1 protein-coding gene is annotated in these 15,425 nt (G+C 44.4%); it reads right to left on the reverse strand.

Annotated features, from left to right (window positions below):
• Positions 1 to 207: 207 nt before the first annotated feature.
• Positions 208 to 15,357 (reverse strand): Tc toxin subunit A-related protein, encoded by a 15,150-nt coding sequence (locus BJP37_RS18220; protein ID WP_081431242.1) that lies wholly within the window; start codon positions 15,355 to 15,357, stop codon positions 208 to 210.
• Between the last annotated feature and the right edge of the window lie 68 nt (positions 15,358 to 15,425).

Below are 15,425 nucleotides of genomic sequence, written 5' to 3' on the forward strand. Positions count from 1 at the left end.
ATTTGGCTGTGAAATTATCACCAAAACTTGTTATGTTCTCCTTGTAACTAGTAACTAGTAATTTGTTACTTATTACTTTAGGATTTACGCAATTTTCACAAGACCTTGGTTGGTGCCTGACACGAAAACCGGTATTGATCGTTTACAATCAAGCATAGTGTCACAGCACCCTACGAGCTTATTACTTATTACTTATTACTTATTACTTTAAATCTTCGCCTTGTAAACCAATACCATCTCCGCATTCTGCAAAGTGCTAGCATCGCCCTTGACAGTAAATTTCCACTCACTGCCCTTTTGACCAACACTGAGAGTAGTTGGTTGTAGATAGGTGTTATTCGGCACTTGTAAATCGTCATTGATGGTAAAGAACGCCCCACCCTGACCGTTTTTGTATTCATAGCGAATCAACAACCCAATAATTTTGCTGCTACTCATATTGGGGAACATATCCTGAGTAAAGGTGATGTTCACTTCATTGGTTTCGCCTTCGGTCAAAGCAGCCCACTCATCGGTGAAATTATAAGCCAGGTCAAAGAAGCTGGTAGCATTATAGGGCTTGAGCACACCTTTGACTTCGTTAGCAAAGCGGCTACCACCTTGTTTGGCGGTGTAACGTAGCTTAATTGTGACATCAAGCAAATCCTTTGGATTGTAATCGCCTTTCTTACCATTTAGTTCCAAGTTCCAGTTAGAAACAGCACCAGTACCTTCAAAAGGTAGATAGCGTTCATCACCAAAGTTTAACTCAAACATACCGCTGTTCTCGGTATACTGGTCCACATGGGACAGAGCCACCTGCTGATTGGCTCGCCAATCTGCACGCACATTGGCAGTTGCCTCGTTAGCGGGATCCATCAGGTGTTTCACCGCTTTGATATCGGTATCCATAACCAGTTTACTGCTGAGCTGGGTTAGGGTAGCATTTACCTTCTGACCTTCGCCAACATTAAAAGCCAGAGAAACAGCTTTGATTTGGCGGTTGTAATGACCGGGGAAATCGTAATCAAACAACTCCTCACTCAAGCGGAAGGTGCAGGAACCTTTGGTTTTTAGTTGCAACAACGCCAGGGGGTCCATTTCCAACAGTGAAATATTCTTGGTTATTTCCAGACGACGACTGTCCATTGAGCCATAAGCTTTTTCCATGCGATCGAGATCCAGTTCCAGTGTGGATCCTGACAGCAGACCTTGATACTGGTTTTCCCAGTACATGCCATTGATATAGTTAACTTCACCCGCCTTAATACCTTTTTCAAAAATAAAGGCTTGCTCGGCTTTTTTGGCGTAATCGTGGGCTAATTTAAAAGTCTGGAAGAATAAACCGGAGATTTTGCTGCTCATCCAGCTATAGAGCTGCATATTGGAAAACTTACTCTTCATGAACTTGGTAATAACTTCGTTATTTTCAATGTCCTTCTCATGCTGGAGCAATTCGATTTCTGACATTTTGATCCGGTGTTCTTGGGCTGCAATTTGATAGTCGAGCTGGATCGCTTCGCTGGCAGCCATCTCTTTCTGCAACTCCCACTCTTGCTTAGAACGTTTAAACTGGGCGGCCACCCCGGACATTTCGCCGAACATGCTAAGACCTTCAGCAGTGGTCTGAACCGCTTCGCCAAATCGAGTCATCATATCGCCGACGTTTTTCCCACCAGCAGTAGCCCCGAAACTAAAGGCACCTAAGGTAATTTGCGGTGCAACGTAGGACAAACCACTGGCAATCTGACCCAGGGAGATTACTTGATGCATTATGGCAGCACTCATCATCAGATCGAGTTGGTATTTCTCTTCTCGCAGATACCCATCAGAGATTAGGTTTTCGTAGTGATTTATCTGAGCTATGGCACTGTTTTTGGTTTCCTTGAGGTTCGCGAGGGATTCTTTTGCTTCCTTGATTTGTTCTTTTTTCAAGGAGGTAACTATGTCCAAAATCATCGCGCTCTGTTTGTTTTGCATCAAGCTGAGTTCTTCCGAGTCTTTCTTCTCCAGGACTGAGAGCAGGTTGTCACTGAAGCTTTTGAGCTTGCTAACCAAATCGCGAGCTTTGGCCATCATTGAACTGAAGCGGTAATCTGGCACACTTGCTGCACCAGCAGCAGCCATTGTGGCAGCAGTTATACCACCCCCACTGGCAGCCGCATTTACTAGAGCCATGGGATCGATTGGGGGCTGGAACAACGGTAACGGTTGGGCTACACCATCAATATTCAGGCTGGCACGGATTTTACCAAGTCGGTCTTCCACCCGCGTCCAGTATTCTGTAAACAGTTCATTTTCTTTAATAAAGAAATAGGGATTGGTGACGGTATCGAACTGAGTGGCCGCAAAACTCAGACTTTGTTCATTTACCATGCCGTCAGTGGTGCTGTTTTCCAGGTCAATTAGAAAATCGTAGGCCTCCGACGGTTCTACCTGATTACCATGTTCGTCTGTGTATAAACTGTTATAGCTCTGGGTGGGTTCCAACACCACACGACCCATATTCTCCGGTTTTTCACCCAAAAGGTCGTAGGCAAGGATGTAAAGCATACGCGCTTCATTAATGCTTTCGCGGGTGTACTGACGGAACAGCATGTCCCCCCAGTCAAGCAAGTTATCGATATAGCGCATGACAATGGCTTTGCGATAAGCAAGGGGACGCAGGTCAGCAATGGCATGGGGGTCGAAGGGGTCTTCGAGGTACACAGTAAGCTGAGCGTTGTAGTTACTCATTAAGTCGATGCGGAAGTCGAGCTTTTTGAGGATTTCCATCACTTCCTGCATTTCGCTTACCCAAGTATTGAGTAATTCACTATCACTTGTAGATGCAGTAATATTACCATTACTCAGATATGAACTAAGGTTTGATATTACCGTATTCAATTCTGAGAATTCTTGCCAGCTTTCAATTTCGGCCAAATATTTACCAGAACTTTTTTCATATAAGTCTTGGTTCACTAGCCCCAAGAACACTTCTTGAAAAGGTGCTAGTACAGTAGCCATACTTTCCACTACATCACTAGCATTTGATACAGTGGACTCTACTTCGCTTGCGCTTACACCGTCTATTTCATTTACGTTTACAGTTCCTTCTTCAGTTCCTTCATTGAACAAAGTTACAAATTCGTCCATATCATAGGACAAACTGGCCATTAGTGCATCCGGGTCAGCAGCCAGGAAGGGCAAGAACTTCCAGTAATCTGAGGTTTCGGTGGGGTCGAAAATATATTCGTACCACTCCTTGGCATACTCAAATTGCTGTTCCGTATTAAGGGTTTGTGCAATCAGGAAAGGAGCATGGAAGAACACTTCCCAATAATAAATGCCGTTGGCACTGTTAAAGTCAAGATGACTGTTGGTTGGCTCCGTGCTGAACTTGTCTGCGCTCATCTTGATATTATAAGGCGTAGAATCCCCATCAATCGTAATGGTGGGGGATTCGTTAATTTCCTGAGTTGACAGTTTCAACAGTTCATCAATACCATCGGCAAACAGCAGTTGGTTGAGTTGTTCCGCAGTGCTGGAAGTGAGGCGAATTAACTCATACTTCACGTCCTTGATTTCGTAAGGCTGAGCTTGCTCATCATTACTCATTTCGTACTTGATGTAGGCATTACCTTTTATCAGGTACAGAGTTTCAATGTTCCCATCGACATGGTTTAGGGATGCAGAGAGACCGGAATCACGAATCTCTGAAGGAAGATTACCCCAACTACCCAAAATCTGGGAAGCACTTCCTAGTTCAATGGGATCATTTTCTTCGAGACGATAGTATTCTGTGCCGGAGAACAGATAAACATAATTGTTGATTACAAAAGCAGCATCGATATTACTGTTGGTATCGGCATAGGTTTTGGGATATTCATCTTCGATGTAATCGGGAACCGTATCCAGTACCCCGTCATTGGCACTACTTTCCAGGGCGTAGCGATAGTATTCGGTACCACTATCAGTGTTAACAATTAAATATAGATAATCGCCAAATACGTAAGCAGCATCTACTTGCTGTTCGGTTTGCAAGGTCGTACGTGACTCTACACCCCAAACATCAATCGTGGTGTAGGCTTGCTGAGTGGCACTGCTATAGTACAATTGATTGCTATTGTTAAAAAAGTAAGAAACACCATCACCAGGTGAAGTGAAAGCAGCATCAATTTGGCTCCACTGTGGAAAGCCCTCAGTGTTAGTATTCAGCGTTTCGGAGTAGTCTGCTGAGCTTGAAAAGCTCCCATTTTCTTGAGTAAAGCACAAATATTGGTTACCGCAGAACAGGTACAATGCGTCTTGAGTACCTAAATCTCCTGTACCAATAAAGGCGGCATCGACTTTATTGTCCAGCCATACATTGTTAAAGGTGGTGTTCAGATACACCGGCAGGTTAAGATCGCTCAGGTTTCCGGAGTAAGTATCATCGCTGAGCTTGGTAAGAATTTCTGCTGGCTGTAGACTATTGTCGAACAGGTGATAAGTAGTGTGATCGGTGATTATGACAATATAACCACCGGCAGTGGTAAAAGCTCCAGTGACGTTAACTCCGGTGTCGTAGAGGGTGGATGTATCCAAATTGCTATCGTTGCCAAAATCTATCACCTGGTAGTTGCTGCCACTTGCATCTTTGCTCCAAGCTTTAGCAATGCTGTTATCTTTGGTAATACCGCTGTGTGTGCTGTAAAAAGCTAGGTAATACGAATTACCATTGGTGTCAGTATAATTGAGACCAGAAGTCCAGTCTTGGTCCTGTTCAGATTCGTCGAAAGGACTAGGCACTAAGTCCTGTAGACTGTTTTGTTCTACTATATAGTTGTTCTCTAAACTCTTAATCCACAGACCATCACCGTCAATCACCATTATTGCGATCGCCTTGTCATTCAGTCGAGCTTCTGGTAACTCGATTATTTGCTCAGTTACACCTTCTAACATGATATTCAAAACGGTTTGAACATTGGTGTCGGTTTGTTGGGAACTGCTCTCACCTAAGGCGTACACGGTGTAATTGCCATTGTTGTTATTGCCATTGTTAATCAGGTGTAACTTATCGTTAAAAACGGCGGCAGCACTAAGGCCACTGAATAATCCCGTCTCGCCTTCGGGTAGACCAAAAGTGGTACGAATTGATTTTGTACTGTTGGTGTCGCTGCGGTATACAAGACCCAAATCATTATTAAACCAGAAGTTTACACCGTTCTCATTGGTAAAAGCGGCATCAATACTACTCCAGCCATCTGGCATGTCAGTTGCTTCATAGGTGCTCGTCACCAAGGTGCTCAAAGAACCGGTATATTCGTAAATATCCCCATCTAGCCTTAGATAAATTTGATTGTCAATGACATAGGCCGAATCAACATGACCAGTGATTTGCATATTGGTTGGGCTATCAACTATACCCCAGCGGCTGTTGATGGCTGCTTGTTCTGAGACGGTACCATCCGCTGAGACTTTGACGTAGGTCTGATCTGATAGGAAATAGTAAATATCCCCCCCATCATACACCTGTACTGCAGCCGTTATAGTTGTATCCCCTTCTAATGAGATGTTGGAATTGGAAAGACTTGGAAGGTCACTTACCCCAGTAGTCAGATCCGTATCACTGTCGAGGGAGATTGCATCTGGTTTCACCAAAAAGCCACAACCCTTGTGGTTATAAGCAAACCAGGGACCATCCATGGAGTTGCTACTGTTGTTCAACATCACTACGTTATCTTGTTCGATATTACCCTCGTCCTCGAACAACTCTTTGAACAATTCCTGTCCCTGGTCTTCAAACATTAGGGGATCGGCTTCCTGGGAGTAAAGTTCGCGGGTCAGGTTAAAGGCCTTGTAATGGGGACCACTTTCTTTCTCATATATTTGTCTTCCCAAGCTCTCTAAGGATAAAGTTTGATTTAGATAGAAGCGCACGCTGATGTAGATGTTTTCGTAATCGTCATGCTCCGTCTCGTTCTGGCTTAACTTGGTGGAGTTCTCGACAAACAAACCCACCTTAGAGATATGCGTAGTGCTCTTCAGCCCAAGTATGTAGAAGGGATTGGAAGCATCAAAATCATCGAATTCTTCTAATTCACTTCCTTCAAAGGTAGTTTGGAGTAGTTGGGGTTGCGTCCAGCGCTTATTGAGATTGTAGAAGGAGTAGTAGACCTTCACTTCTTGGTGAGTGTTGCCCGACGAGGATACCGTTTGTTCAGTGTCATTTTCGTCTTCGGTGGTGATGGTGGCTGAGGACGGGTCTTCCAAATTTTCCTCCAATACCGCCCAAAATACAAATACGCGGTTAAAGGCAAACACTGGCTCTACGCGGGTAGCCTCAATCTTGATGTCTAGTTCTTCCCAGGGTTCCCAGATGGCAGCAGCGCTATCACCCCCAACAAAGGTAGCAAAGCGATAGAAATAACGCATCGGGTCAGTCCGGGTGTGACCAAAAAGTACCAGTTTTTGATCGCCGGTTTCCGAACTGCTATCGTCATATACATAACCCCCAGCTATTTTTAGTTGAGAGACCTCCGTAAAACTGTCGAGATAGTTTAAGTAAGCTTCTTCGATGCTGGTTTCAGTAAGTTGACCTTGTGATAAGCTTGCCTCAAGTGCTTTGAAACCAGAAGTTTTCATATCGCTATCGCGCAGTTCTGGACGAATGTAGTTTTCTGGGTATAAGAAAACCTTGCGGTTCGCCTCCCATACGCGATAATTACGTAGCCATTCCCAGCGTTCTTTCAGCGCCAAACGGGTAGCTTCCTGGTCGCTTGTGTTGAGGTCAATATCTTCCAAATTGAGAAAATAGCGATGCAAATACAATTGGATAGCAGCCGTCGCTTCCTTGATACGGGAAGTTTCGGCACTGCTATCCATCTGAATATCAATCAGTAGCTTTTGATAAAGCTGGCGGGTAGTAGTAACATCACTATCCTTGGCAATTACATAGGGCACCAGCGCATCACGCTTGATGGTATTTAACTCATTAGTAATTTGCGTAACCAGGGTTTCGTAATTGTTATCACAGTCAACCCCCACCAGTAGATCATAGGCACCAGTCGCAGCAGCACTGTAATCTGTAGTGCTACCATAAAGATTAAGCCAAACATCGTTATACAATTCCGATACATCCACCCGTAGGCGTTGGGTGGTGGCAAGGATATCGTACAAGCGTAGTACTAGTTCCAGGTCAAAATCTTCTTCAATCGCATTCACTTGTTCTGCTAGGAAGGCATTACGCTGTTTGACCCAGCGCACGTCTTCTTTCTCAAACCCAAAGATTGCGGCGAAGTGCATGTAGGGTTCTTTCACTTCTCCTTTAGCACCACTGACCAGTTCTGTCAAGGTCAGTTCGCCACCCATAAAGCGTTGTCCTAAGTCTTTAAAGCGGCTAATGGTATGTACATCGCTCAACAAGTAGTCGGACCATTCGCCCCACCGGTAAGCCAATAGTTGCACTGGCTTCTGTTCGTATTGGTCAGTGAGGTCTAGATTGTAGGTAACAAAATTGTCTTCGGTATGGAAGTAGATCTGATCTTCAAATTTAAACACCGTGCCAACACCAGCATCAGTAGTAAGGATACTACTATCGAGTTGGGGCCATATTTCTTCGATTTTGCGTGGGTATTCCTCATCTACGTAGCGCGGTTCATCGTAGCGGTTGAGGTCAAATAGTTCGGCGGTATCGCTGTAGCGCACAAACTGCTCATCCTTGAATACATGCAGAGCACCGTGCTCGTCTACGTAAGCCCCATCTATAGTGGAGTCGCCGCTGGTGAAGGCATTATCGAGCAGTCCCCAGATGTCATTAATATTACCTTCGGTACTGCTGCTATTTGTGCCATCATCGGTCACGTTAAGGTATTTTTGCTCGTTAAATAACACCAAGCCGAGCTCGTTGTGGTATAATGCTGCGTCAATCCCGTTGCGATAGTCTTCGTCCAAACTGTCAATACCCAAATCTTCAGCCAGACTTTCGGCAATAATTTTCGGGTAGCCTTCATCAATATAACGATAGCGATCGCCAGTGTAGCGAATATATTGTTCCCCTGAGAACAAATAAGTTTTTTCATTTTCAGTGTCAACGAAAGCGGCATCGATATAACCACCTAGGGTAAAGTAATTTTCGATGTGACCAATACCGTCAATTTCGTATGCCACATATCTGTTGGGGCTACCGGTAAACAAGGTGTCACTAGTAAAGAAATACAGACAGCGCCCATTATCAAGCAAACCGTTAAAGAAATCAAAAGAAGTGGTGCTAGTGCTATATCTTTCCTCTAATGCATCCAGATGCTGTTGGAACTCCTTACTCATAAATTCAAAGGCGGGTTCGCTGCGTAGATAAGTGGCAATTTCTTTTGGGTAGGCCTCATCCACGTAACGGTAGTCGGCACCGGAATAGCGTACATAGGAATTCCCGGCAAACAGGTAAGTCACACCATCCCCACTAACCCAGGCAGCACTGACACTGTTGCTGAGAATATTGTTCTGTAAGCCCCAATGGTCTTTGATGTAGGAAACGTTGCTCCAGCCATTGGTGCTGTTGTAGCTCACGTAACACTGCTGGTTGAAGAAATAAGCCGTACCGTTTGCACCAATAAAACCGGATTTGAGGTCTTGGAAATCGGTTTTGTTAAAGGGAATACCGCTGTATATCAACTCCAGGGGCTGCGGGTAGCTCCAGTTTTCCGTATTAAGGTTAAAGCTGATAAATTTCTGGTCGCTGATAAAGATTAGATTGTCATCTTGGACAAAAATCGTATCGATGGTATCAAAACCTTCTCTTTGATGATCCTCGGGGATATTCCACATACTGTAATCGCCTTGACGGGGATATCCAGGATCTGGACGCTCGTAGCTATCTTTACTGTAACGTAGGTAGTGGAAAGTACCATCAGCTTTGGGTCGTTCAAACAGGTAGGTTTCTTCCTTCCAAACATACGCCAAGGCAACATTGTCTAGATCACGCCACTTATCACGGATGCGTCGGGGTGGGTAGGTTACCGTCTGGTCTATGTAGGTTGTGGAGTCGTATTGTACAAACCACTCACCGGAGAATACATAGGTCACCCCATCACGACCAACAAAGGCGGCATCAATAGTTTCTTGGTCATAAATCGGGTTGCGTGAACGCCCCCACACATTTTCGATCGCAAAACGGCGCTCTAGTTCAACATCGTAGTATTGGTTCCCACCAAAAACATAACTTTTGCCATCAGTACCATGTAAGATAGCATCAATCGCATCGGTAAGCTTACCATCAGCTTTTTCGGCAGTACGTGGCGTTGCCTCGGTTTGCGTGAGTGTAGTAGCTTCCAGGTGATTGAATTTTTGCCAGGTGTTATTGCTGCTACTGAGCACATAGCTCACACCTTTCTCCTGAGTTACAGCCTGAATATTGGCAAAATTGCTATCCGTGTACTGTTTGTAGTTATCTTCATCACCAATGACCACATGGAAGCTATTGCCTTTAAACAGGTAGACCTGGCGTTGGTCGGCAAAGGCAGCATCTATTCCCTTTGGGAAGGAAGCATGTAAGCCCTTAAAAGGTAATTTTCTGTGACGCTGCTTACCATTGCTGTAATCCCTATGCTCATTGCCGAAGCCAATTTGTAAACCCCGGAAACGTGGTTCCTGATGGAGGCGGTTAATCGAGCGCGGGTAACCGGGTTCAACAGCACTGTAATCATCCCCCTGATAGCGGAATATCTGGTCACCGGAGAACAGGTAGGTATGCATAGCTGTCATATCCACCAACTGACCGTTATCGTCTTGTTCCTCCCACCGGGATTCTACCACCAGTGCAGCATCAACTTTGCCCGTTTTATCAATATTGTTACGTACTTTACCCCAGAACTTTTTAGTTGGGCGTGGATAGCCATAGTCCAAATGACGGAGTTCGGGGTCAGAAAAGCGCAGGTACTTGTAGTTATTGGAATTGGAATAATCGTAGAACAGGTAGGTTTTGCCGTCAATGCCTGTAAAACCAGCATGAATGTTGCTAATAGTAATAGTACGATTCAACTGCTCGGAAAGAATTTTTGGTTCCGACCACCACCGATTGGCGTAGTCGTGTTCCACATATTCGTTTCCGTAAAATAAGTAGACTTTACCATCTGGACCATTCATAACCGCATCGATCTGAAAGTCGCTAGCACCTCCCGTGATGCTTTCAGGCAAACTCCAAAATTCGTCGTCCACTGTGGCCGGAAAGACTTCGATCTCATCAACATCCGGGCGGTTGGCGAGCACCGTTTCAATTACGCGAGCATTGGGGTCTTCTTCATCTACTTCCAGGTAATCATCCTCATCTTTGCGTAGGGTAGAATAGCGGACATAAATGTTTGTATTCTCGTTATTTTCACCAAATAAGTAAGTTTTATTACCTAGAACAAACGCACCTGTAACCGAGGTCAAACCCTCCCAGTCTTCACTGATATTGCGCGGAAAGCCATCGTCCACCTGGGAATAATCGCTGCCAGAATACCGGACATACTGCTCACCGGAAAAAATATAGGTGTAACCGTCCAAACCGACAAAAGCCGCATCAACCATACCTACGGTGGCGATTTGGTTGGTAACTATCCCCCACTTGCTGCGCGTTTCTTGTAGTTCACTGGTGGTATTCTCGGCGTTGGGGTCGATACTGACAAATTCGTCATCACGGAATAGATAAGTTTTTCCATCTTGACCGTACAATGCCGCATCGATGCCTAAAACAAATTCATCCGGTAGGGAAATGAATTCCTGGTGTATGGGTTTCGGGTAGCCTTCTTCGGGCTGCAAGTTTGCTAGTTCTATGCTACCTGGGTATTTGACCACTTTTTCATCCAAGAAAAATAGGTAGTTACCTTCAAGGTCAACCATGGTAGCATCAATGTGATCGGTTTGACCAAAATTGTATTCGCGGTGTCCCCATTTCTCTGCCACTGGCCGCACGGTACCATCTTCTGAAGAGATATAGCGATCGCCTAAAAATGCGTAGCAATAGTTGTCCAAACCATCGAACATAGGTCCTAAATCGCGGTTCCAAGCTGGCGGTAGTTGAATCGGTTGGTTCTCATCATTCCAGTCTTCGGCAATGGATTTGGGATAGCCCCAATCTACTATGCGCGCTTTGCCGTTCTCCTCCTGGTTGATATCTGAATACCGCACGTATTTGTCATTGGCGAACAAGAACAGTTGTCCTTCGGAATCAACATAAGCCGCGTCGATCATTTCCAGGTTGTCAAAGTCGTTATCAACTTGACCAAACTGGTTACTGCGTTTGTCCCAAACATCAGTATGAGCGTATTTCACGTAGTGCGAATCCCCACTGACCACTACCCAGGTACCGTAGCGATCGATAAAGGCTGCGTCTACCTGGCTCAGTTCTTCTTTGTCAAATAACTGGCAGATGGGGTCTTCTTTCAGGCGTTTTTGTAGTTCTTCATCTTCCTTTTGCAGGTCTATGAGGTCATCGTCTTCATCTATACCAGCAACCACCTCTTTTTTGTCGATTAGCGTGTAATCTTGGGCCAAGTAGATCCAATAGTAATCGTCTTTAAATAAGTAAATAAACTCCTCACTTTCCAAAATTGCATCTACCGAGGTAATATCATCCGGTAGAATCATGTCTTCTGGGAATTTTGCTACCAGATCCTGATCCTCAAGTAAAATTGCAATCTCGTTAATATCGAGCTGTTCCTTATTAATCAGCAAAGCTAACTGACGAATACGCTTCACGGCTTGGGTGTAGTGCATATCGTCGGGAATTTCATCCAAGCTACCCAATGCATTAGCGTTTTCCAGCAACGGTTGTAACCAAGGGAAATGTAGGTTATTGTCGGTTTTAAACACCGCCTTGGACACAGCTTTTACCGCTGACCTTTCGATACCCAACACACTTTCCAACTGTTCGAGAATGCCACTCTCCTGGGCATCGCTGTATTCTTTCATTGCCTTGTCAACAGCTTTGACAGTACCATCAATGGCTTTGGCAATATCGTACAATTGGAAGAAAATTTCTTTATCGTAATCCTCAAATCCAGGTATGCTGAAGGTTGCTGCATTTTCTGGTACCAGGAAGAAAGGTAACCGTTCTGCCTTCAACAATCCGTTGTAATCTAGTACGTCGATTTCCTCTAGAACCTCTTTGAGACCGCGAATTTCATCAGCAGTAAAATGGAGGTCGGCAAGGTTTTCATCTTTGAGCCGATAATTATCAGCGTAGTTAATGATACCTACAATATGGTCGAAAATAATTGTAGTTTGACTGACATCAAAATATGGTCGCAGACTAAAGCGATCGCGGTTACTCTCCTCCTTGAAGAAAGCACCAGCGCCCGGTTGCAAAACCTTACCATCCAGGTAACTATCTTGTAGGTCTTCGTATACCCAGCGCGATACAGCGGTAGCAGCAATTTTACCTAATTCGACTCGATCTATCTTTAACCAGGTGTCCTTGTCAGCAGCGATCGCATCTTTTAAGGCTTTTAATATCTCTTGGCGATGGGGATAAAACTGTAGCGCTAGTGCCATAGTCCTTGGGTTTTCACCGACTATACGCATTTTATCCCTGACGAACATATGTTCATCAATGTAGCGATTCATCTTGAGGTTCTCGATCAAGTCTTGCAACGCCACTGGTTTCAAGTCAAGCTCGGCAAAAATCTGCTCGCTGATTTTCACCTTGCTAGCTTTGAATTTACTCAGTTGTCGCTTAAGCAGGTGGTATACCGGATGAGTCAATTCCCCAAGTTCTGTAGTCAAGTCAAAGCTGCTAGCACCACTAAGGTCGCTAAACATTGACACATCCTGGGCATAACCTTCCGAGTCAATGTAGCCGTTGTAAATTAGATTATCGTATAGTTCTCGGGCTTCGATTTCGGTAAGACCCAGTTCTTTTAAATCCGATTTAAACACCTGCACTTCGATGGTGTCGGTTTCTTCTATCCTGGCATCAGCAGCTTCCTGGTAAATTTCATAAAATTTGTCAAATACCTTCTGATTAAGATCGCTGAAATCAAACTCAATCTCAAACTCTGCTATCGGTGGTAACTGGTGGTGGATGAGGTTTTCAGTTAAGATTTTTCCACTACCATCAATTATTTTGCGATTAACAAGGTTATTGAAAATTTTCTCAATCAGCTTGTTCTCAAGTTGTAAATCAATAAATTCATAGTCACTGATAGTCCCCAGTTTTTGGATAAAGTCTTGAGTGAGTTCCTGTATTTCACGGCGTTTATAGGGGAACAGGAGGTGCTTATGTTCCTTCGGTGCCATGTGCTTACGGAACCGTGAAGACTTGCGGCATCGCTTGGGTTTATATTCATGTTTATCCCCATAGTGTTCTTTGATTAAGCTGAAAGCAAAGTGAGAAGCACGCTCATCCCCAAGAACCTCTTTTAAAGTATTTGGGCGAATTTCCCCAGCTTTAAAACTTTGTAACAAATTATTATAAAGGGCGAGGTCCTGCTCCTTCTGCTGTACTTCCTCCTTGTCAGTTATCGGTGCGCCATTGACAATTTTCCACAGCATTTCTGGCGAATAACCGAATTCCTTCATCCACTTGGTCAGGACAACCAGGGATTCAAATAACCAAAGCTGGTCGTTGATGATGGAGGTAGAACCTTTAACTACGATACCTGAAGCAATGTCGTCGAAATCTGTTTCGACCCATTGGGTGTCATCAGTAAAGGTTTTGGTTTTACCTTGGAAGTTTGCATGCTGGTACAGAGTCACTGTCCAGCCTTTTGGTACCTTCAACGAACTTATTGTATCGTTACCGACTCCGTCGTATAGTTCCGAAATGTTATACTCACCAGGAACAAACTCCTGACTTGTCCCTCCATAGTTTTGATTCTGGTACACAATCACACGGTCGCTTTGGCTGTATACACCTGACCCCGCCATAAAGATTTCAAAGCACTTGTGGGTAATTGGTGCGCTATAAACAAAGTAAGTATGGGGGTCAAAACGGTTGATAAAGGGGTCTTGTTCTAGCAGATCGAAGAGTGTGAACAGTTCGAGAAAATGAACATCCAGCCCATCGCACAAGGCGCGAATGCGGTAGAGCACATTTAGTAATTGCCATTCGTTTTCGGTGTCTTCCCACAAACTGCTATCAGCGACCTCTTCATACTCAAGGCGATCGGTAATATTAATTAGGTCGGTATCAGTAAAACCCAAGCTATGGCGCAGACGTTTGCGGTAATCATCATTTTCATCGCTGAACAAGTCTGGGTAATAGTCGATTTGGGTGTAGGTATGATATGTGGTGTCTGTATACTGTTCGGGTAGGTCGCCCATTACATCGCTGATGTGCAGGTATTTTTCATTTACCGATACACAGGGCAGGTTGAAAATACGGTTGAACTGGTCCTGTGGTAGATCTTCGTTGGTTCTGCCGGTAAAGTCAATCTCACTAACCACGGCGACCACTTTATCAATCCCTTGCGACCGGGTCTTGTGCAGATAAACAACCTGGGCAATAATCACCAGAGTATTTTCATTCAGTGTGGGAGTACCATCAACTTTGCAGCAATGGCGCAGAATATGATCCAAATCAGTAAAACTTAGACCCGTTTTCTGAGCTAACCGTACAAAACGGCTGGTGCGTTCAAACCACTCCATAGGCACAGTACTGATATCACTTTGAGTATCAGTTTCCGAGTCATAGTCATACCACACTAGCTCAGTCTCTTCGGTATTCAGAGTGACATAGCCAGAAGAACTGCTAATACCCGTATTAATGTAAAAATTATGACGACCCGCTTCAACATCGGAATGGTTTGACGGTTCAATGTAGAGATTCTGGTACAGTAATTGCAGCATCTCTTGGGCTGTCAAATCCGTAGTCTCCATAAAGGTGGCTACAGTAGACATATCGCTGATCAAACTCTCGCCTGTATAGCCATAGGCAGTTTTGACTGCATCCTCCGTCACCGTTTCCGGTTCTAATAGGGCTTCCAACTCTTCTAGGGATAGACCCAGATATTCCCGAGCCACAGTGTAGTAGTCAGTATCAGTGGCAAACAAGCGACGCAATTCATGGGCAGAAATACCCAGGTGATGCAGGTGATTTTTGATTTTTTCATTATCCAGTGAGAACGGCATGTTGAAGGGATAGACCGCACTTTTGAGCGCTGAAATGCCACCAGTCACTTGCCCTTCGAGTACTTCGTTAACGATATCGAGGTAGGGAATTAGGGTATTAGTATTTTCTGCGTCAAGATCGATATCTTTGATGTCACTCCGCCGCATATCAAAATCAACACTATCATCATCAAACTCATCATCTAGCATTTGCAGCAAGTCAGTTAAATAAGCTGCAGGGGAATACACGGAGCGGGCATCATCACCTTCTTTAAAGTCAATGTTACCGAACAAATCGGCATAATTGGGAATATTGTTTTGCATGCTCATGACAGTTTACAACCTATACGTGTAAATATATTGGTTATTGGAGTAGCAATACTTGTATAAAGTATTAG

This window comes from Moorena bouillonii PNG, from assembly GCF_001942495.1.
Lineage (GTDB): Bacteria > Cyanobacteriota > Cyanobacteriia > Cyanobacteriales > Coleofasciculaceae > Moorena > Moorena bouillonii.

Coding starts and splice junctions, on each gene's coding strand:
- BJP37_RS18220 (WP_081431242.1), bottom strand. CDS start 15,357: ATGAGCATGCAAAACAATATTCCCAATTATGCCGATTTGTTCGGTAAC.